Genomic DNA, 20589 nt, shown 5'->3' with positions numbered 1-20589 from the left:
CGGTAGTGTACACTTTTTTCCCGCGACCGACCAGATCGGATTCGGAGCTACAAAGCAACCCGTTGAAAAAAATCGTCGTCGATTGCCGCCAATTTGGCCCGCAACGCCAGATCCATCTCCTCCTTGACCGCGGCATAGTTCGGGTCGTCGATCAAATTGCGCATCTGATAAGGATCCGACTTCATGTGAAACAACTGCGCCGGCCCCTCGAGCAAAAAATACGTATAAAACCACTCGCCTTGCACAAGCGTACGGAACGAATATTCCGGTTCTTCCGCCCAGAAACGTTTTTCGAACTGGAGCAGAACCTGATCCGCTCCCCCCACTTGTTCCCCGTACACGGTTCTGCTCAGATCGGTTCCTTCCGTCTCTTCCGGAATCGGCGAGCCGATCATGCCAAGCAGCGTCGGCATCAGATCGACAGCGCTGATCAACGCCTCCGAAACGGTCCCCGCCGGAATCCGCCGCGGGTATCGAATCAGCAGCGGGATTTGACTGGACTCGACTTCCGGACGGCTTTTGCCCCTCCGGCCGTGGCTGCCCATCAGATCGCCGTGATCGGAGAAATAGAAAATGATCGTATCCTCCAGTTGACCGGTTTCTTCAAGAGTTTGCAGCATCCGTCCGATGTTGAAATCGAGATTGGCAATTTGCGCGTAGTAAGCCCGCAAATAGGCCCGAAACTCCTCCAACTGCGGGTGGTCCAAAGGGACGTTGGGCCGAAGCTTTACCGGCTTATCCCGGAACATGTCCATATATGCTTCCGGCGCCGTATGCGGCGGATGCGGCGGCTCGATCGACACGACATGAAACCACGGCTTGTCGTGCGTCTGCCGTTTGATCCAGTCGACGGTCATATCCGTCAATACATCCGTCTGGTAGCCGTTCATCTTTTGCAGCGGAAACGGAGCGGTGCCTGTCGAATATTTGGTTTCCCACGGTTGATTGGAGCATTCCCAGCCCAGCCAGTCATCCCAACCGGGGCGAAAATAAGGCGACACGAAATGCGACGGCGCAGCGCCGCCGGAAATGTGCCATTTGCCCATATGCGAGGTATGATAACCGGTATCCTGCAGCTCCTGCGCCAGCATGCGCTGCCCTTGACGGGGCGGCACATGCAGCGAAACGGCGCCATGGGTCGTGCAATACTTCCCGGTGTATACCGAAGCCCGAACCGGGGTGCAGATCGGCGTGTTGGAGTAAGCATTAACGAAGCGGATGCCTTCCGACGCCAAGCGATCCAGGTTGGGCGTATCCACGTTATCGTCTCCGTAACAGCCGATGGCGTGCGGTCTGTGCTGATCGGAGAAGATCCACAAAACATTCGGCTGCATCGTTGCCATCGGCTTCACTCCCCTTCTTCGCGAATGCGCTTCCCGACTTGCTGCAATACCGCCACATCCGTCGGATCAAGACTGCCGTCTCCCCTGACCCCGATGTTCAGAAGCAAATGGTGCTTGTTGCTGCGGGCATCGTTCCACTTCGCCCACACCTCGTCTGCAGTAAGATGTACGGCTTTTGCCTTGTACCCCCACGAAACCGGGCTTTTGATCATCGTGGTGCAAACCTCGACTATTTTGTCCTTGTGCGCCGCGATTTGCCCCAAACGGTTTTGCCCCTTCTGATACTCCTCTCCAGCTTCATCGCTTTTTTGCGGCAGCTTGTGTTCCGGGGCAAAAAAGTCCTCCGTGCCCAGCAGCCCCTGCTTGTAGGAGACAAGCGCATGGGGCGACGCCTCGCGGATCGCCGCATACAGCTCCTCGCATTTGAATGCGGCTGCATCGCCCGACTGCAGCACGCCAAGTCCGTCAAGCCAAATGCCCGCCGCCGAAGGATATTGCGCCAGCAGTTCTTTTACCTGCGCTTTCATGAAATCCAGATACAGCTCGAGGTTATGCTCTTCGCCATAACGATAAGCAGGCTCCGGCGGGTCGTAAGCCGGCCGCGCCGCCCCTCCCCACTCGTCGTTGTTCGGCGCATGCGGATGCTTCCAGTCCCGGCCGTGCGAATAGTACAAAAACAACCCCAGGCCATGCTTCTCGCAAGCTTCGGCCAATTCGTGGACCAGATCGCGCCCGGCGGGCGAGTTCACGCTGTTGAAATCGGTTTGTTCGGTCGCGAACAGGCAGAAGCTGTCGTGATGGCGGGTCGTCAGGTTGATGTAACGCATGCCGCACGACTTGGCAAACACGGCAATCGCTTCGGCATCGAAGCTCGCCGCGGTGAATCGATCCTTGAGCTTGGCGTATTCGCTCACCGGAATGATTCGGTTGTACTGCACCCATTCCATAATTTTTTCGTCTTCGCGGCTTTCTTCGCCCATGATCGAATACAGGCCGTAATGCAGGAACAAACCGTAGCCCGCCTGCCGGAACCAATCAAGATTCGCCTGCCGCGGATTCGTTTCGTACAGCTCCCGATATTCGTGCAAGTAAGCCGGAATGGCGGTCATCGTTTTCGTTCCTCTCTTTTTTATAAAGTAAGCTTACGGAACAAGCGGAGCGAGCGGAATATGGTTGAGCTCCTTGATTTCCCTTTCGCTCATCGCGCGCTGCAAGATGCTGACATCGTCGATTTGCCCGGCAAAATATAGATCAGCAGCGCCGTCATTTGCGTATCGGCCGATTTCGACAGGCTCCGTACTGCTGTAATCGCGAGTCCAGGAAGCGGTGCTGCTTTCGAGCAGCTGGCCGTCCGCGTAGAGCTTGTGCGACGAGGCGCTTTCGTTGACGAAGGCAATATGGTGCCATTTCCCGTCGTTCAGCGGCAAACTGTCGTTCGCAATCCGTTCCGCGTCTTCCGGATCCGCATTCCAGCGCGACAGCTGCAAGTACCCGGCGGCATCCAGCCCGAATTGATAATCGATCGGGGACGAACCGCTGTTTGTCCTTGCTTTGGCCACAATAGCCTGAATGCCGGAGGCGGAAGTGTTGATCCAGGCCGAAATGGTAAACGGCTGCGCCGGATCGCCGAACGTCAGCGCGCTGTCGTGGGCGATCCCGACGTAACCTGTCGTGCCGTCCAGACTGAGCCCGCTCGTCGTTTTCCCGAATCGGTCGGTCGTATAGGTCGCCCCTCCATGGGACGTTCCATCCCTGCCGCTCATGGAAACATCTGCCGCGTTGCCGCCGAACACCCATTGCCCTTTCGTTCCGGGATAAACGAATTCGGACTTCAATCCGATCGAACGCTGATCGATTTGCTGGAAGCCGAGGGCGGTCAGCGCCGGCGAAGTCGCTTCCAGCGTATAATCGCCGTTCGCCCGATCGACAAACTTCGGATCCCCCGTCAGCGAATGCTGATCGTACCGTTTGCTGCGCAGCGTCTTCCAATTCGTCAACGTATCGTCGCCGGGAATGCCGATCATTTGATGCGAGCCGGAAGCCTGTTTGTAAAATAAATTATTGTCCGATTGATCCACTCTGTCGCTGGAGTAATTAACGAAATTGAAGTGTCTCCGCTGCGAGCCGAAGCTGGCAAAAATATTGTGATCAAACTTGTGCAGATTCACGGTGTAGCCGTTGAACGCCAGGCTGCGAATGGCGGCATAACTGGTGGAATAATCGAAAATATTGTTGGAGAACGCCGTTTTTTCTCCCTTGGCGATCACCGATGTATTCAGATTGTTCGTTTCGGAAGCGAGAATGCTGTAGACGATGTTGTTGCTGAGTGTGCTGTAGTTGGAATTGTCCTCGACGTAAATCCCCGTTTGCCCGCGCCCGAATTTCCCGCTGTGGTGCACCCGGTTGTTGTCGACCACGATACCCTCGGACTGCCCGTAATAAATCGCCCCCGTATCCTGGGAATTTCGATTCATATCGGAAATTTCGTTGAACTTGATCGTGTTGTCATTCGAGCTTCGCAGCGTAACCCCGTGCCGGGCGGACGTGGAAAGCTGATTGTAGGACACTTCCATGTGATCCGAAGCTTTCAGCGCGATGCTTCCGCCCCAATCCGCAAACGCTTGCCCCGTATTGTTCACGCGGTTGTTGGTCACTTTGTTGTCGGTCGACGCTTTGCCGCTGCGGCTCACGAGAATGCCGGCCATTCCCATGTCGAACACATCGTTGCCTTCAATCGTGATCGAATCAGAGGCGTCAACATAAACGCCCGAACCGCCGCCCCGGGCAAACTCGTTGTTGCGGATCGTGATGTTTTTGGCCGCCGTTACGCTGACTTGCCCTTGCCGTATGCCGATCTCATCGGCATGATTCAGGTTGGTCGCCTCGAAGCTGAGGCCTTCGACTACGATATTCTGCAAGGCGGGCGGAGGCACAATTTCTTTCCCGTCGTACAGGTCTTGGATTTCTCCCGCTTGCAGAGCCGAGCGAACGATGCGCACATCATCGATATCTCCGGCAAAATAGTACGTAAACGCGGAAGCATTCTTGTAGCGTCCGATGTTCACTTCCTGATTGTTGGTGTCGTTGTATTGCCATGCAGCGGTGCTGCTTTCGGCCAACTGACCGTCCACATACAGCTTGTGCGAAGAAGCGCTTTCATTGACGAACGCGATATGATGCCACTCGCCGTCGTTCAACGCGGCTCCGTCGCTGTCCAGCACCGCTTCCCGGCCTCCGCTCGAGCTCTGATTCCAGCGATGCATCTCCAGCTTGCCGTGATCGTCAAGGCCGAAGCGATAATCGATATTGGCCGTATTTACGTCCCGCGCCTTGCTCAGCACCGGTTGAAAGCCGGTTCCCGTCGTTCGGATCCACGCAGACATCGTCATCGCCGTTGCCGGGGCCCCGAAGGTCAGGGAAGCGTCATACGCAACGCTCGCATAGTCGTCCGTGCCGTCCAGGCGAAGCGCGTTCCCGAGTTCGGCCGTTTTGCCCGACGTATAGGTGGCGCCGTGCACCGTCGCGTGATTTTGTTTCACGGACTCGTCATCGGTCGTGTTGGTCTCATCGTCGATATGCTCGAACTTCCAATACCCGACAAGCTGATCGAGCGAATTTCCGCTGTCCCCGTAAAAGTCCAGCAGGCTCACGACACGGGGAACGATAACTTCCTTATTCGCCATCGATCTGTCGCTGGGCATATAGTATAAGTCGCCGTTCGCGCTGTCGTAATAAAATTCCCCCGGTTGATCCAGAAGCTCAAGAGCCCCCATCAAACGAAACCTCGATCCCGCGACCAGCCCGCCCAAATAACCGTTCGGAATCGGCGTGGAAAGGGTGATCTGGCGATTGCCGTAATTCATCGAGGCCACGCCGCGATAAAGATTGGACCAATCGTGGTTTCCGGGCCACACTTCCACCTCGAGATCGGTTTTATTGGCGATAGTCGGGAACGAATCGGTCGATTTCCAGCGAAACTGCTTGTAAAGCTGATCGTTGGAATCGATCCGGTAAAAGCCGTTGTTGGGCTGGCGCGCCGGCACGCCGCGGACGCCGTTCTCGTAGATGTATTTTATATTCAGCCCCGTTCCCACGGAGGCTTTGTAAACGCTGCCGCTCACCGTCGTCCAGCCGGTTACCGTTTGCCCGCCGATCAGCTTGGCGCTTCCCTTCTCCCCGTAGTTGCGCCAGATGATAGTTTTCCCGCCGGAGCCGGAATCCCTGCCGTCAAACGCAATCGTATTGGTAATCCAATAATTGCCCGGCATCAAATAGACGACAATATCGTCCGTCATCGTGCCGTTGACCAATCGAACGGCATCCCGCGCCGCCTCAATCGTCAAGAAAGCGCTTCCGGGCGACGTACCGCTATTGGCATCGTTCCCGTTAACCGGATCGACGTAGTAATTTGTCGTTGCGGCATCAACTTGCCGAATCCCGGTATTCCATACCGCGTTTCCCCAAATCAGACAAAAAGCAAGCAGCAAGCGGGTACACTTGACGAGCCCGTCTTTCATCAAATCACTTCCTTTCGAGGAATGAAGTGCCCGAGACGGCGGAGCCCCGGGCCCCACCGTCTGCGGCAACTTATTTGGTCGCTTTCCAGGCGTCGATTTGACTTTGCAATTCCTTGATATAATTTTGCATGCCGGCAGCGTTCAAATCTTTGATTTCCTGTTCGAACGTAGCCGCATAGTCGTCCGCCATGCCAAAATTGAATATTTTGTCGTACTTGTCAAGCACGGTAGTCATGTTGGCGATTTCCGTTTTCACCTTCGTATTGTCGAAGGCGAAGCCGATCGTCGGCGCCGGGACCGCGGAAGCATTCAATTTTTTGGTTTGCTCCCACACGTCGGCGGCCTGCCCGGGAAGCAGATAAGCGAGGAATTGGTTGCCGATCGCCCATGCTTTGCCGGAATAAGCCGGTTTGGCGATGACTTCGATGCTGTTGTCGCCGGTTTTTTTGTAATCGACGCCTTCGAGCCCGAACGTGAGCAAGTTAAGCAGCTCTTTGTCCGTATTCATCAGCTCGATCAGCATCATCGCCCGTTCCGGATTTTCCGACGTCCGGCTGACGGCGGTTAACGCAGCGTTGATGGAACCGGTGGAAAGCACCGGGAATGACATCGGGACGGCATAGGTGTCGAAGCCCCATTTGTTTTTCGTATCCGCTTCTACGCCCGGCTTGTAATTATCCGCATGCACAAAAAACTTGCCAGCCTTCTGTTCGGCGCTCAAATCTTTGGCCAAGGCGGCATCGGGGTGGAAATAGCCGGCTTTCTGCCATTCTCTTGCCAATTTGTAGTCGGCCAGCGCAAGCTCCTTGAATTGCCCTTGCGTCATATCGACCACTTTCAGATCGTAGTTCACCCCGACCGGCACCCTTAACACGATCTGCTCGTTGTATTGCTCTTTGGAAGGGACATCGTAGCCTGCATAACCGGGCGAAATAAAGGTCGGATAAATGCCCGGCTCATTTTTTTTGATCACGTCGAGAATCGGCGTCAAATCGGCCATTTTTTTCACTGCAAAAATTTTGTCTTTCAAATTGTACTTATCCACGAGCGCCTTGTTGAACAGCAGCGCCTTCTGTCTGCTCTGCACCTGGGAATTGGGCACCGCATAAATTTTCCCGTTCACTTTGGCCGCTGCCCAGATGTTGTCCGAGATCAGCTTTTTCGTTTGCGGGGCATATTTGGCAATCAAGTCGTCCAACGGAAGGAGCGCGCCTTTGGCGACGTTATCGCGGTACGTGAAGATGTAGTCGGCCGTATACGTCAGATCGAACTTCTCTCCGGCAGCAACCTTCAACGGCATCTTGGCTTTAAAATCGGCATTGGACATCGGCTGGAAATCGACCGTCGCATTGATCTTCGCCTGGATGATTTTGTTCGCCGCATCGTAAACCTGCTGATAATCCCCCGTATTGTCGCCCAAATAATACCAGGTCAATTTGACCGGCTTGAGCGGCTGAGCCGACGCCGTTGCCGAAGGTGCCGTTGTTGGCGCCGTCGATGCCGCGCCCGTTGCGGCCGGCGACTTGCCGTCGCTTGAAGATCCTCCCCCGCACCCCGCCAGTGCCAGCGGTAAGGCAACGATCAGCGCGCCTGCCATCCCCATCCGTTTGCCTGCTTTCCTTGCCATCGGAAACCCCTCCCAATTTTCGTGTGAAATCGATATGTCAAGCGATACCGGGCGGGAACGTCGTCCCGTCCGGATCAGCCTTTGACCGAACCAACGGTTAAGCCGCGCACAAAATATTTTTGGAAAAACGGCATAATGAACAGCATCGGACCCGACGCCATAATCGCCAGCGCCATTCGCACCGATTCGCTCGGAATATTCGACGCGTCAGTCATATCCGAAGGGATATGGTTCATATTTTCCAAAATTTCCTGCAAATTTTGCAGCACCCGTTGCAGCAAATACTGCAGCGGATAAAGCTTCGGATTGGAAATGTAGATGAGCGGCGTCATCCAGTCGTTCCAGTAATGCAGCAGGACAAACAAGCCAATCGTGGCAATGGCCGGCTTGCTCAGCGGTACGATCAGATGGCCGAAAATGCGAAATTCGCTCGCGCCGTCCATAACCGCCGATTCCAGCATTTCCTCGGGAATTTGCTGGATGAACGTGCGGAGAATGAAGATGTACCAGACCGTCACCAAACCGTTCAAAAACAAAATGCCCAGCGTGTTGCCCAGGTGCAGATATTGGGTCACGAGAATATAACGGGGAATCAGGCCGCCATTAAAAAGCATCGTGAAAAAAAGGAAAAAGGCAACGGCAGAACGAAAACGAAATATTTTGCGGGAAAGGGTGTAGGCAATCATCAGCATCATCATTACGCTTACCGCAGGTCCGATGGCCGCAAGCAAAATCGTCACCAGGTACGAATCGAAAATTTGCTGCGGGTTGGCGAAAATGTATCGGTAGGCCGAAAAGTCCAGATTCCGGGGAATGATCGGATAGCCGAAATGGACGATGTCGGACTCTTCGGACAGTGAAATGGAAACTACCGTCAAAATCGGGACCGTAAACAACAAACTAAGCGCAACAAAAAAGGCGTGAATGACGAAGCGGGTTGCATCGAATCTTCTGTTCATAACCATCCTCCGCGACTATAGTCAGAACAAGGAACTGTCCGAACGAATCTTTTTCACAATGGCATTCGCGCAGATTACAATCACAAACCCGACAACAGCCTGAAACAACCCTACGGCCGCTCCCATGCCGATATCGCTCGTTTGCATCAGCGCCCGGAAGACATAGGTATCGATGACGCTCGTCGTATTATAAAGAATGGGCGAATTTTGCGGCACTTGATAGAACAGCCCGAAGTCCGAATGGAAAATATGCCCTACCGCCATAATGAACAGGATCAAGTTGATCGGAATCAGGAACGGAAGCGAAACGAACCTCGCCATTTGCCATTTGCTTGCGCCGTCCAATTGGGCGGCTTCATAATAGGAGTGGTCCACGCCAACCAATACCGCATAATTGATCAGCACGCTGACCCCCATTGACTTCCAGATCCCGACCAGCACAATGATATACGGCCATAAACCGGGCTTGAAATACCACTGGATTTTGTCCGATCCGAACGCCGCGATCAACTGATTCAACAAGCCGTTCGTCGTGCTCAGAAACGCAAACGTGATGAAGGCCACGACAACCCATGACAGGAAATGGGGGAAAAACATCGCGGTTTGATAAAATTTCATTGCGGTTTTGTTGCGCACTTCGTTGAGCAGCAAAGCGACAAATACGCTGACGATTGTCCCCAGGACGATAAAGGCGAGATTGTAGGAAATGGTATTGAACGTCACCATAAAAGCGTCCTGGGATTTGAAGAAAAATTTGAAATTGGAAAACCCTATCCAATCGCTGCCGAAAATCCCCTTGTCGTAGCGATAATCCTTGAACGCCACGATCACGCCGCCCATGGGCAAGTAGGCAAAAATCAGCAGGTACAGCAAGACGGGCAACGCCAGGATGAACAGCTGGATGCTTCGGGAGGATCGCCTCCACCAACTGCTTTTCGTTCGGATCGACGCGGTCATCGTTGTCATTGTCTTCATCCCATACACTCCAGCCTCGTAATTTGTAGCGCTTTCATGGCTGTATTATTTCATCCGAAAGGAGGAAAAGAAACTATAAAATGCGGATACGGCGCTGCAAAAAACGGGACTGCACCGAGGATCAGGGGGATTTTTTCGCTGCATCGATGCGGGTCGTGCGATATTCCGTCGGCGTAACGCCGAATTGATCCTTGAACAGCTTATAAAAATAGTTTTTGTTGTCCCAGCCCATTTCACCCAGCAGCGTGTCGATGGTTTCTTCGCTGGTCAAGAGCCGCTCGGCCAACACGTTGACACGCTGCTGGTTGATATAGCCCGCTATGGAAATGGCCGTTTCTTTCTTGAACTGCTTCCGGACATAGTCGGTCGACATGTTCAGCCGGGAAGCGATATGGCTGGGCGAAAGGTTAAAATCGGTCAGATGCTCGTCGATATATGATTTGATCTGATCGGCCCATTGACTGGATTTCTCGTCCTTGCGCTCCTGCATTCTCGCGATGACCCGGGTCAACACCCGTTCGAAAACCTGCGAAATCTCCTCCAATGTTTCGCTGTCGTTCAATCGCTGGTTGATTCGAATCAAATCGAAGTTAAACGTGATGTTCGAATTCGATTCCAGGATGCTGATCGTTTCATACACCTGATGGAGCAAATAAAAAACGCCAAATTTGACGTTTGGAATGGAATACGCGGCAAAATAAGCGAAAATTTCGCTTAACACCTGCGCTATGGCCTCTTGCTCGCCATGGACGAGTTTATCCTTCAATTGTTTGACCAGCAGCGCAGGGAACGGCATATTGTCTTCGACGATGCCGTATATATGATCTTCGGTCAGCATGCAGCCGCTGCCAAAATGCAGCCGATATTGCGACAAGTAAGCTACTTCCTTATACAGCTCCCCAATGGAGACGAGCCCGTCTCCCTTCGGACTGATAAAGAGCGAAACCGAACCGTCCAGCTGGCGATTCAACTGTTTCTGAAGGTGCGCCAATGATTGCGACAAGGAGATGGCGGCCGTTTTTGCGGATGGATGCTGCGTCGTTTCCAGCACGGCCACCCATTGGTCCTCCCAGTGGATGACCTCGCAGCAGTAAGCTGTCGAGAGGCTTTCCGTTATGCCGGATGCGATGTCCGTCTGGATCGATTCCCATTGCTCGATCATCATCTTGTTTTTGATTTCGATCCATTGGTCGACTTTGAATAAAACGACGACGAATTGACCTTTAGCGGGCAGATCGATATTCAGTTGTTTCAAAATATGCTCCAGCTGCCGGGCGTCGTTGGCAGGTTGAAACAGCAGTTTTTTCAATAAATCATGTTTCAGGGTCAGCAGATGGTTGCTTTTAAACGATTGCAGCAGCAGTAAATCTTCTTTCATCGTTTTCAACGTTTGATTGACATAGGTAAACTCATTGCGGTATTTGACCGTGCCCAATTTCCCGTCAAACAGTGCCGATACGTTTCTTTCCAACCGGCGAATCGGAAAATGCAGCCATTTGGCCGTGAGCAACGTCAACAACAACCCAATCGCGATGAGCGAGCCGGAAATGACGAAAATTCCCGTCCGCCATTCATGGATTTTGTTGTTCATGAACTGGTTGGTGGACAGCACCAATAACCGCCACTGCATCGACGGTATGGATTGATAGGAAGCGATATAATCCGTGCCGTTCGCCGTGCAGGAATAACGCCCCTCCGGACTTGCGTTCGGATTGGCAATCGTTTGGACACAGGTGTTCTCCAGCGGAACGGCAAACAAACGATCCTTCGACTGGCTCGCATCCACGATCTGCCCGGTAGAATCCTGGATATACACCACGCTGTTCGGCCCGAACTGATTGCGGCTCATCGTTTGAATATTGTTCATAATCCAGTCCGCTTTGACATTAATCACAATCACTCGGGGGTAAATATCGTTGTCGTACAACACGTAGGTAAATACTTCTTTCGTCGCGCCATTCCCGGCTTGTCCGATTTGGCGATACACCGGTTTGGACAAGGGCACGTTGTCGGGGTGCTCGATCCAGTTCACCACTTCCCGGTCGCCGAAATCGGCTTGCTCCCGCGTATACCGGGAAGCCCCCACGACATAAAACCGTTTGAGCTCCCCGTTGTAAATATAGAGCGAATCGATAAACGGAACGCTTACCAGCGTTTCATCCAGGTCCAGCATGCTTGAAACCATAAGCAAATTGTCGTTTTTGATCGCATACAACAACCGGGTCGTTTCCTGCCGGCTGTACAGATGCAACAACAATTGATTGATATACGTGCTGGTGTATTGGATGTTGTAGCTCATTTGCTGGATAATGTTTTCATTGCCCGCCTGCAGCGATTGTTCCGAATAATCCCTGAACTTCCCGAATACGATGTACGCCATCAAAACGATCAGGAGCAGGAGCATGAAGCTCATTAAACCGAACAATTTAAAAAAGTAGCTTCGGGGAGCGTATTTGTCTTTGAGGCTTATGACGCTCTTGAACATGAAACCATTCCCCCCATCAAGAACGGACGCGTGGGGTGCTTCTTCCGCTCTGCACATACTGCTCCAATAACTGCTCCAGCTGCTTGACGATTTGCGGATGGGCCAAGGCTACGTTTTCCCTTTCGCCGATATCGGCCGACAAATCGTATAGTTGGATCGGAAGCGAACCTTCCGGCTCTTCGCCCGGCTTCGGATAACTCCAGCCCCCCGAGCCCGGACAAAGCTCCAGCTTCCATTGCCCTTGCCGGATGGAAAAGGAACCGTTGATCGAATGATGCACCGTAGCCTCCCGCAACGGGCTGGCAAACTGGCCAAGCCAAACGCCAAGATTGCTTACGCTGTCCTCCCCCGCGTCTTCCGGCAGCGGTACATCCAACAGATCGGCTACCGTCGCCAGAAGATCGGTCAAACAAACCGGTTCATCCACGATCGTGCCCGCCTTGATCCGCTCCGGCCACTGGACGAGAAGCGGGATGCGGTGGCCGCCTTCGTAAATATCCGCCTTGTGCCCGCGGAACACATAACTGGGATTATGGCCGAACGATGCGAGCTCCGGGAAATTCGCCTGATTCGAACAACCGTTGTCGCTGGTGAAAATAAGAATGGTTTGCTCCGCAATGCCCTTGTCCTCCAGCTTGCGCATGATTTGACCGACCAAATCGTCCACCATGAGCACAAAATCGCCGTACAGGTTCGTACCCGACTTGCCGGCAAATGGCTCGCTTGGCAAGATGGGCGTATGTGGCGCCGTAATAGGGAAATAAAGGAAAAAAGATCGATCGGCGTATTCGTCAATTTTTTCCAGCGTTTTCGCCGTCAGGTTGGACAACACCTCGTCATGGCGAAAATCGGCGCCTGTCGGCCCTTTGCGCCACCACCCCATCGGTTTTTCCTCTCTTGTGCTTACGGTTTCCCGATCCGGTTGCGCGGTCACCCGGGAATTCTCGATATACACATAAGGCGGCATATCCAAGGATGCGGAGATCCCGTAATAGTAATCAAAGCCGTGCTGCAGCGGCCCGTCGAGAATCGGTTTGGCGAAATCGACATCTGTCGGATCGTCGCTTCCGGTTTGCCACTCCAAACCGAGGTGCCATTTGCCGATGCATGCGGTGCGATATCCTTCCGCTTGCAGCAAGGAAGCAACGGTCATGCGTCCATTCTCAATGAGCGGCTTGGAATACCCGTTCAGAACGCCCTGTTTCAAAGCGGATCGCCAGTTGTATCGCCCGGTCAAAATACTGTAGCGCGAAGGAGTGCAGACGGCGGACGAGGAGTGTCCGTCCGTAAACGCCGCCCCTTGCCTCGCCATTCGGTCCAGATTCGGGGTGAACAGCTTCGACTGTTCGTTGAGATACGAAATGTCCCCATATCCCATATCGTCGGCAAGAATGTAGATCAGATTCGGTTTTTGTTTGGACATGGCGGTTCCTCCTCGTAAACGATGGACTTACATGGGATTTTTTTGCGAGAGATGGGCTTCCACTTGCGCGGCTTTTTCCTTCAACACTTGGACAACATGCTGCACAACGGCTTCATCCCACCTTGCATCGGGCATGCCGACCGCAATGGCGCAAACGAGTCGGCCCTCGAAGCGGACGCCGGCGGCAATTCGGCGATTGCCGCGGTATATGGAGCCGCGATCGTCCACCCAGCCTTGCCGCGCTGCATCGGCCATGAACTGCTCCATCTTTTCCTCCGTGGGCATATCTCCTCCGAAGTTGCCTAAAGCGGCATGTTCGATCAGAAACTTTCTGTCCTGATCCGGCTGCTCGGCAAGCCACAAATAGCCCCAGGGATGGAGAATATAATCCGTCCGAACCGCTCCGACTTGTTGCATTACAACTCCCTCGGGGGCGATATGTTTGTCGCGGCAGCGCAGCCGGCCGTGCCAATAGTCGATCCACAGCGCAGTAAAGCCGGTGCTTCTGCTGATCTGCTCCAGGATGACAGCGGAAATGGCGCCGATTTCGCCAAATTCCTTGACGGAATTCGACAACCTCAGCAGCTTGGCGCCGGGAACATACAATTGATTATCGGCTTTGCCTAAAAATTGCGATTCCAACAGCACCCGCAAATAGCGGGTCAAACTCGCTGCGTTCAAATCCAGCTCCTGCTTCATTTGGCTGAAGCTGATTCCGTCCGCTCCGTTCGATTTGATCACCAATTCCAATATTTTCAATCCACTTTCCAATCCCGGTGCGGATGACATCTCCATGCTCCTTCGTGCGATTGCTATCGCTATATAATCGGGTCTGGCATCAGCTTCACTTGCTTCTGGTTGCGCAGCACGTCGAAGCTCAATGGGCCCGTTTTTTCCGTTGCTGCCTTGAACTCTTTTACCGTGTCGATCGGTTTTCCGTTCACGCCCAGGATGACGTCTCCCATTTGCAAGTCCGAACAGAAAGACGGGCAGGCGGGCTGGAGCGCCGTAACCATAATGCCTGTTTCTTTGGCAAGCCCGGTGAAGGTGACCTCGTCTTCGCCAAGCACATTTTTCAACGTGACGCCGCGCCAATCCAGCGATTCGTTCGTGCGCACGACGAAGGTGTACAAGGAATTGGCAGCTTGCTGCCTGGTAAACAAGGTTCTGGCCAACGCCGGCAAAAACGAGGCCAACGCCGCTTGCAGATCGGGATATTGCGCTGCGTCGAACACCCCGAAGCCCTCTGTCTTGAACGGCTCAAATCCCAAGCAAAACGCCGGCGAATCGTCATGCAGCCTAAAATCAAGCTGTTCCGGGTCGATAAATCGGGGATCTTCCACAAGCGAATGAAGGTCATGGCCCCTAGCTTGCCATTCCGTCCAGGTCATCGTCGGCTTGATACCGGCTTCCCGCGGAGAACGAAAGCAAAAAACGGGCTCGGAACCGTCGTAGACGTAATACAGTTGTTCGTCGATTCGAGCCGCTTCGCCGGGCGAGCCCATAGCACTGTTCCATACGTCCGACTCATGCAGGCGAACGACAATGTTGCGCGCGATCACATCTCCGTTGTCCGCGTAGCATACCCCTTTGCGGAACGGGCGTCCGAACAGAATGTTGTTGGTTACGTTGCGTTCGTACCCTTCGCGGAGCTTGATCCCCGTGCCGATGCACAAATTGCGCGTCACCGTGTAATGGGAGCAGCCGTCGTCCAGATCGATTCCGAAGCTGGAATGGATTTCGCGGAACCGGTTGTTGTTGATGACGGTCTTTTGGTGCGGGTCCAATCGCGACAATAACCTGGGGTTCGCGTGCGCCTCGGGGGCAACGTTCCAATGCCGGTCCCGTCCCCACCCGTTAATCGGCCCGTGGTCATTGGTTTCGCGCACCGTGTCGAACAAGTCGTTGTATTCGATCCGGTGCCCTCCCCAGCATCCATCGTTGATGCAGATGGCGGCGCGGGGGACATGGAAAATCGTATTGTGCCGCACCGCAATATGCTCCGCCATCGAAAGGAATACACCCGCCGTTTGTTTTCCCGATTCCCCGATATGGTGGATCAAATTGTTCTCGATCGTGCTATGGGAAGGGTAATCGGCATTGGCCGGACCGGGTTCCAGGTCCAGCGGCCTGTCGCCGTTCTTCCACGAAACCGGCCCCCGTACAGCCGACAGGTCGCCGACGATCGCCACCCCGCTGTCGCCGCAGTGGCGGATGAGATTATCGGCAAATCGATTGCGGCGATTGTAACGATTCAGGAAATAGGCGTTCCCCCCGAGCGCCTCAAACCGGCAGTTCGTCACGTTGCAATCTTCCGTGCCTTCCATCAGGACGGCTGCTTTGCGCACAATCGACCAGTCGCCGCGCAGCAGCGGCTCGTAAGGCTCCAGGATCGTCCGGGCGGTATGGGCAAAGGTCAACCCGGAAAGGTGGACGTGGCGAACCGGATCCGTCATCGAGCCTTTCACCTCGAGCAATTGCTGCTGATTTGCGGCGATGAAGGTTGCGTCGTGCACGTTGATCCCGGCCGGCGGATAGTAATACAGCAAACCCGCTTCCCGATCGAGATACCATTCGTTCGGGTGATCCAGCTCTTCAAAAATATTTTCCACAAACCGGTACTGCTCATGCAGCCTGCTTTCCCGGTTGATTTGATCGCCGCCGCTCAACAGGCATTGTCCTTCCGGATCGACTCCCGTGATCCGGTAATGCACGCTTCCCCAGCGATGATGGGAAAGCCCGTGAACGAACCCCCCGACCGGATTGGACCAGCGCCCGACTCGTTCGGGCGACAAACAATCCGCGGCGAAGCCGCCCAATACTTCCTCTTCCGCATAGTTCGGATACCGGGCCAGGCAAGCACGTGCGCCATCCACATACAGCTCGGTAAACGAAAGGCCCGCGGGAATTTCCGCAACGAACAAACGGTCGTTGTACGGCTTCCACGCAACCTGGAGCCGGATACCGCCGCTGATGACCGGGGCTGCCTGCTCCTCCGCGCAAATGATCGTCGGCGCCCCGCTTTGCCCGCCCAAGTCGGGTGTGATGACAAGCGGCTCTTGCAAAAAATGCGTGCCGTCGGCGACGAATAACGTTAAGGTTCCAACATGTTCGGTTCTCCGGCTTTTCAATTGCCGCAAGGCAACCTCCAGACTGCGGAAGGGCTTCTCCTTCGTCCCCGGATTGGCGTCATCTCCGCTGACGGAGACGTAAAGACAACTTGGCTCCATCTGTTGCTCCCCTCCCCTATGTTCCTGCTGAAGATATTTGTTTAGTTTCACATATGTAACTATGTAGTATCATATATAACTACAACTATAAAGGAACGCCGCGCATTCGTCAATTTCCCTTTGCTTGCGCGCGGCGGGAATGACGGCACACATCCGGCGAAACCGGCTCCCGCTCTCCGCCCGAATGCTGTCAGGCCCGCATCACCCTCGTTCCCCTATGCACCTGCCCCTTATGCGCCTGCTTCTTCTGCTCGTTATCCCTTTGACTCAGACCTGATCGGCATATCTTCTCGAGCCCCCTTCTGCACACTATCCCCTTCGCTCAGACTGGAACGGGGTTGTCCTCTCCGTAACTTCCTTTCTGCCCGTTATCCCCTTGACTCAATCGCAAGCATCAACAACTTGTATCCCATTTAAGAAAAGTACCCCTACGGTGCAGTGACACCATTCGGGTATCCCCTTCAAACTTGATATATCCAAACGTCAACTTGAGCCAACGGGATAATCGGCAGACGCATCCTTCGCCTCGCTCCCTTCTCTCCCCATACACTCGCTGCCGCACCAGCCTGAGCCAACGGGATAATCGGCAGACGCATCCTTCCGTCGACCACCGCCGATACCTCGCTCCCTCCTCTCCCCATACACTCGCTGCCGCACCAGCCTGAGCCGACGGGATAACCGGCAGACGCGAACCGCTACCGAATCTATGCACGCTCGCCGACATGCCCCTGCTCAAACCATCGCCAAACGCGGCATTCTCTCTCCCGCCAACCAACAAACTCGCTTTTGTTTCGCTCCGACGAAGCCTCTTGCAAAATAGGCCATGTTTCATTGCCTATTCCGCCAAAAACGAGCCGCCTAACCGAAATAGCCAGTGAAATCACTGGCTATTTCTTTAAAAAGCTCGATTTTGAGGCTCCAGAGGTGAGATAGCCAGTGTTTTCACTGGCTATTTTCGACGAGGTGGGCGAAATCGGGCCAATAAGCCATTTTTCATGGGCTATTTTCGTTACCCGGCCCGGCCCGCCACGACGCAAAAGGACCGAAGGCAAATCGCCTTCGGTCCTTTCCATTTTTGCTCACTCGCTGCTCTCTTCCCGCTTGGTGGCCAGGTGCGTCCAGTTCTCCCGCTGCTCGACCTCGCCTTGTTTCATCAGCTTGCCGAGCGCCCGCTTAAACGCCGCTTTGCTGATGCCGAACTTCTGCATGATGACGTCTGCCGCCGTCGCGTCGGAATACGGCATCGCACCGTTCGGCCGCTCGCGCAGGAACGCGAGGATGCGCTCCGCGTCTTCGTCCCGGCCGACTTCCTTCGGCGGCCGCGTCGACGCGTTCACTCGTCCGTCGGGACGCACGAAAGCGACGCGCACGCGGACCGTTTCGCCGACCCGCAGCAGCCGCGTCCGTTCCGTCGTGTGAATGAAGCCGAGGACGCCAAAGCCAAGCACACCGCCGTCGATGACGACGAAGGTGCCTTCCTGCAGCGGCTTGTACACGCGCGCCTCGCGCCATTCGGCGCCCTTCCACGATTCCGGCGCCCGCACCGCAAGCGGAACCAGTTGCTCTTCGCCGGCCAGCCGGGCAATCAGCCGTCCCTGGCGGTCGTGGTCCATATAAACGAACACACGATCGCCCACCTGCGGCCGCAGTTCCTTCATCTCCGGCTGTTCGGCGAACGGAAGCAGCAGATTGCGGCCTAGCCCCATGTCGAGGAACAGGCCGAAGCGGGCGTGCCGGTCCACGACTTCGAGCAGCGCCGTTTCGCCGAGCGCGAGATGCGGCTCCTTCATCGTCGCCGCCAGCCGGTCCTGCGTATCGTAGAACAGGAAAACGTCGACCCGTTGGCCGGGAGCGACGTCCCCTTTCTTTTCGCTGTAGTGCAGCAGCACTTCCTCCGTCTGCCCCCGGTCGGTCAGGAAATAGCCGTAAGGCGGCACTTCGCGCGCCACCTCAAGCGTCCGGTACGTGCCGGCCACCAGCTTCATACGCGTTCAACCACCTTGGCGTCGGACCACAGCCGCTCCAAATTGTAATAGTCGCGCTCGTCGCGATGGAACACATGGGCGACCACGTCGCCAAGGTCGATCAGCACCCAGCGCGCCGTATCCATGCCTTCCAGGCCGCGCACGTGCACGCCGTGCTCGCCCGCCTTCTTGCGGATTTCCGTGGCGATCGCCTGCACCTGCGTTTCCGAATTGCCGTGCACGATGACGAAATAATCGGCAATCAGCGAAATATTCTGCAAGTCAAGCGTTACCACGTTCATGCCTTTTTTATCTTCCGCCGCATCGACGACGAGGTTCATCAATTGTTCGGGTGACAAAACCAACGAATCGTCCTCCTTCAGGTCATTTCTGTTTTTGTTTTGGGCGTGTTTGGAAACCCGCTCAGGTGCATCTTGCACCGCCTTTTCGCCCCCTGCTGCGTCACTTTTGCTTGACTTACCCCCGGTAAGCCTGCGCAAAACTTCCTTGCATGGAACGAAAATTCGGCCCAATCTACTACCCTCGGAGTTTCCAAACACGCCCTAGCTCCCGCACCAGCGAGTTGCGCGCGATGACGGTGAGCGGGTAAATGATTTGCTGCTTGGCGATCAAATAGGTCAGCGTTGAATCGAAGCCGGCGATAAGCGCTTTTTCCAGACTATTGTCGGCTAATTCGCGAATCGTATGCACGCCCGGGAAGTCGCGGCCCGGCTCGATGTAATCGGCCAGGCAAACAATCTTGTCGAGCTTCGTCATGCCGGCCCGGCCCGACGTGTGGTAGCGGATCGCGTCGAGCACTTCCTCGTCCGTGATGCCGTAATGCTCGCGGGCGATCCACGCCGCGGCAGGCGCGTGCAGCAGCGCCTTGTCGTATTCGAGCAAGTCGCCGGCCAGCCCGTTGTCGGCAATGAGCCGCTCCTGGCGATCGATCGGCCAAAACTTGCAATAGTCGTGCAGCAGAGCGGCAAGATCGGCTTTCGTTTCGTCGCCGCCGAAGCGGCGGGCCAGCTGCACTGCCGACTCCATGACGCCGAGCGTATGCGCCCAGCGTTTGGCCGGCATCTGCCGCTTCACTTCCTCCATCAGCCAGTCACGATTCATACAACCGGTTCCTTTCGATATACTCGCGCACCCGCTCCGGCACCAGATAACGAATCGAACCGCCGCTGGCGCGTTTAGCACGGATTGCCGTCGACGAAATATCGATCTGCGGCATCACCGCCAGCCGCACGCTGCGCCGGATGCGTTCCGGCAGCTCGCCCAGGCGAATCTCGTAGCCGGGACGATGCAAGCCGATAAAACCGATCGCCGCTGTCAAGTCGTCGATGCGGTGCCACTTGGGCAAATACATGACCATATCGGCGCCGATGATGTATTGGAACCGGTGCTCCGGATGCAGCTCCCGCAGCAGATCGACCGTTTCCGCCGTATACGAGGTGCCGCCTTTCCGGAGCTCAATGTCCGTCGCGCGAAACTGCGGATTGCCTTCCACCGCCAGCTCCGCCATCACAAACCGCTGCTCGGCGGACGCGAGCGGAGCATTTTTTTTGTGCGGCGGGGCGCTCGCCGGCATGAACCATACTTCGTCCAGCCCCGCCTGTTCGAGCGCGCACAACGCCGCCAACAGATGACCCGTGTGCACGGGATCGAAAGTGCCGCCCATGATGCCGATGTTCATCCGTAATTCCCCTATCCGAGCCAGCCGGGGTCCCTTCCAGGCAGGCCGCTTGCCGGCGACTGCCTGGCCCGAGCTTACGGCAGCTCGATCGTTTTGTGCTCCTTCGATTCCTTGTAGAGCACGATGATTTTGCCGATGACTTGCACGAGTTCGGCTTCCGCCCCTTCCGCCAGGCGGACGGCGACGTCTTCGCGATCGTCCGTGCAGTTGTTCAGCACGCTCACTTTAATCAGCTCGCGCGTTTCGAGCGCCTCCACGATGTGCCGGATCAAATGCTCGTTGACGCCGCCTTTGCCGACTTGAAAGATCGGGGTCAAATGATGCGCCTGCGAGCGCAAATACCGTTTCTGTTTGCCTGTTAGCATGA

Annotated in this window: 15 protein-coding genes; all 15 read right to left on the bottom strand. The window is 55.1% G+C overall.

The window, feature by feature from the left end:
• Window positions 1–47: 47 nt before the first annotated feature.
• The gene (locus tag EXY20_RS00650; RefSeq protein WP_135546567.1) at window positions 48–1343 is read right to left on the bottom strand and encodes a sulfatase family protein; all 1296 of its coding nucleotides are present in this window, start codon (window positions 1341–1343) and stop codon (window positions 48–50) included.
• 5 nt (window positions 1344–1348) lie between these two features.
• Window positions 1349–2452 (bottom strand): alpha-L-fucosidase, encoded by a 1104-nt coding sequence (locus tag EXY20_RS00645; protein WP_135546565.1) that lies wholly within the window; start codon window positions 2450–2452, stop codon window positions 1349–1351.
• A 33-nt stretch (window positions 2453–2485) separates the two neighbouring features.
• Window positions 2486–5860, bottom strand: coding sequence for a LamG-like jellyroll fold domain-containing protein (locus EXY20_RS00640; RefSeq protein WP_135546562.1), 3375 nt, complete (start codon window positions 5858–5860; stop codon window positions 2486–2488).
• 70 nt (window positions 5861–5930) lie between these two features.
• The gene (locus tag EXY20_RS00635) at window positions 5931–7487 is read right to left on the bottom strand and encodes an ABC transporter substrate-binding protein (protein ID WP_135546560.1); all 1557 of its coding nucleotides are present in this window, start codon (window positions 7485–7487) and stop codon (window positions 5931–5933) included.
• 74 nt (window positions 7488–7561) lie between these two features.
• Window positions 7562–8446: a carbohydrate ABC transporter permease gene (locus tag EXY20_RS00630; RefSeq protein ID WP_135546558.1), complete on the bottom strand. Its 885-nt coding sequence runs from the start codon at window positions 8444–8446 to the stop codon at window positions 7562–7564.
• A gap of 21 nt (window positions 8447–8467) precedes the next feature.
• Window positions 8468–9421: an ABC transporter permease gene (locus EXY20_RS00625; RefSeq protein WP_328592467.1), complete on the bottom strand. Its 954-nt coding sequence runs from the start codon at window positions 9419–9421 to the stop codon at window positions 8468–8470.
• A 121-nt stretch (window positions 9422–9542) separates the two neighbouring features.
• Window positions 9543–11906, bottom strand: coding sequence for an AraC family transcriptional regulator (locus EXY20_RS00620; RefSeq protein WP_167858918.1), 2364 nt, complete (start codon window positions 11904–11906; stop codon window positions 9543–9545).
• 16 nt (window positions 11907–11922) lie between these two features.
• Window positions 11923–13329, bottom strand: coding sequence for a sulfatase family protein (locus EXY20_RS00615; protein ID WP_135546554.1), 1407 nt, complete (start codon window positions 13327–13329; stop codon window positions 11923–11925).
• 27 nt (window positions 13330–13356) lie between these two features.
• Window positions 13357–14118, bottom strand: a complete 762-nt coding sequence (locus tag EXY20_RS00610) for an IclR family transcriptional regulator (RefSeq protein ID WP_167858917.1) — start codon at window positions 14116–14118, stop codon at window positions 13357–13359.
• Between the two features lie 29 nt (window positions 14119–14147).
• Entirely contained in the window at window positions 14148–16559 is a 2412-nt protein-coding gene (locus EXY20_RS00605) for a PDZ domain-containing protein (protein WP_135546548.1), read from the bottom strand.
• Between the two features lie 1079 nt (window positions 16560–17638).
• A complete protein-coding gene (locus tag EXY20_RS00600; RefSeq protein WP_135546546.1) occupies window positions 17639–18544 on the bottom strand; it encodes a CvfB family protein in 906 nt (301 codons plus the stop codon).
• Window positions 18541–18864 (bottom strand): ribosome silencing factor, encoded by a 324-nt coding sequence (rsfS, locus tag EXY20_RS00595; protein ID WP_407944886.1) that lies wholly within the window; start codon window positions 18862–18864, stop codon window positions 18541–18543. The genes EXY20_RS00600 and rsfS overlap by 4 nt, the downstream gene beginning before the upstream one ends.
• A 196-nt stretch (window positions 18865–19060) precedes the next feature.
• Window positions 19061–19645, bottom strand: a complete 585-nt coding sequence (gene yqeK, locus EXY20_RS00590; protein WP_135546542.1) for a bis(5'-nucleosyl)-tetraphosphatase (symmetrical) YqeK — start codon at window positions 19643–19645, stop codon at window positions 19061–19063.
• Window positions 19635–20222, bottom strand: coding sequence for a nicotinate-nucleotide adenylyltransferase (locus EXY20_RS00585; protein ID WP_135546540.1), 588 nt, complete (start codon window positions 20220–20222; stop codon window positions 19635–19637). Before EXY20_RS00585 ends, yqeK begins: the two co-directional genes overlap by 11 nt.
• Window positions 20223–20296: 74 nt before the next feature.
• Entirely contained in the window at window positions 20297–20587 is a 291-nt protein-coding gene (gene yhbY / locus EXY20_RS00580) for a ribosome assembly RNA-binding protein YhbY (RefSeq protein WP_135546538.1), read from the bottom strand.
• Between the last annotated feature and the right edge of the window lie 2 nt (window positions 20588–20589).

The sequence above is a fragment of the Paenibacillus cymbidii genome, from assembly GCF_004764705.1.
Classification (GTDB): Bacteria; Bacillota; Bacilli; order Paenibacillales; family NBRC-103111; genus Paenibacillus_AN; species Paenibacillus_AN cymbidii.
This window is presented reverse-complemented; position numbering and strand designations above follow the sequence as displayed.

Excerpts from the sequence above, each read along its gene's own strand:
- EXY20_RS00650 (WP_135546567.1), bottom strand. The coding sequence starts at position 1,343 with ATGGCAACGATGCAGCCGAATGTTTTGTGGATCTTCTCCGATCAGCAC.
- EXY20_RS00645 (WP_135546565.1), bottom strand. The coding sequence starts at position 2,452 with ATGACCGCCATTCCGGCTTACTTGCACGAATATCGGGAGCTGTACGAA.
- EXY20_RS00640 (WP_135546562.1), bottom strand. The coding sequence starts at position 5,860 with ATGAAAGACGGGCTCGTCAAGTGTACCCGCTTGCTGCTTGCTTTTTGT.
- EXY20_RS00635 (WP_135546560.1), bottom strand. The coding sequence starts at position 7,487 with ATGGCAAGGAAAGCAGGCAAACGGATGGGGATGGCAGGCGCGCTGATC.
- EXY20_RS00630 (WP_135546558.1), bottom strand. The coding sequence starts at position 8,446 with ATGAACAGAAGATTCGATGCAACCCGCTTCGTCATTCACGCCTTTTTT.
- EXY20_RS00625 (WP_328592467.1), bottom strand. The coding sequence starts at position 9,421 with ATGAAGACAATGACAACGATGACCGCGTCGATCCGAACGAAAAGCAGT.
- EXY20_RS00620 (WP_167858918.1), bottom strand. The coding sequence starts at position 11,906 with ATGTTCAAGAGCGTCATAAGCCTCAAAGACAAATACGCTCCCCGAAGC.
- EXY20_RS00615 (WP_135546554.1), bottom strand. The coding sequence starts at position 13,329 with ATGTCCAAACAAAAACCGAATCTGATCTACATTCTTGCCGACGATATG.
- EXY20_RS00610 (WP_167858917.1), bottom strand. The coding sequence starts at position 14,118 with ATGTCATCCGCACCGGGATTGGAAAGTGGATTGAAAATATTGGAATTG.
- EXY20_RS00605 (WP_135546548.1), bottom strand. The coding sequence starts at position 16,559 with ATGGAGCCAAGTTGTCTTTACGTCTCCGTCAGCGGAGATGACGCCAAT.
- EXY20_RS00600 (WP_135546546.1), bottom strand. The coding sequence starts at position 18,544 with ATGAAGCTGGTGGCCGGCACGTACCGGACGCTTGAGGTGGCGCGCGAA.
- rsfS (WP_407944886.1), bottom strand. The coding sequence starts at position 18,864 with ATGAACCTCGTCGTCGATGCGGCGGAAGATAAAAAAGGCATGAACGTG.
- yqeK (WP_135546542.1), bottom strand. The coding sequence starts at position 19,645 with ATGAATCGTGACTGGCTGATGGAGGAAGTGAAGCGGCAGATGCCGGCC.
- EXY20_RS00585 (WP_135546540.1), bottom strand. The coding sequence starts at position 20,222 with ATGAACATCGGCATCATGGGCGGCACTTTCGATCCCGTGCACACGGGT.
- yhbY (WP_135546538.1), bottom strand. The coding sequence starts at position 20,587 with ATGCTAACAGGCAAACAGAAACGGTATTTGCGCTCGCAGGCGCATCAT.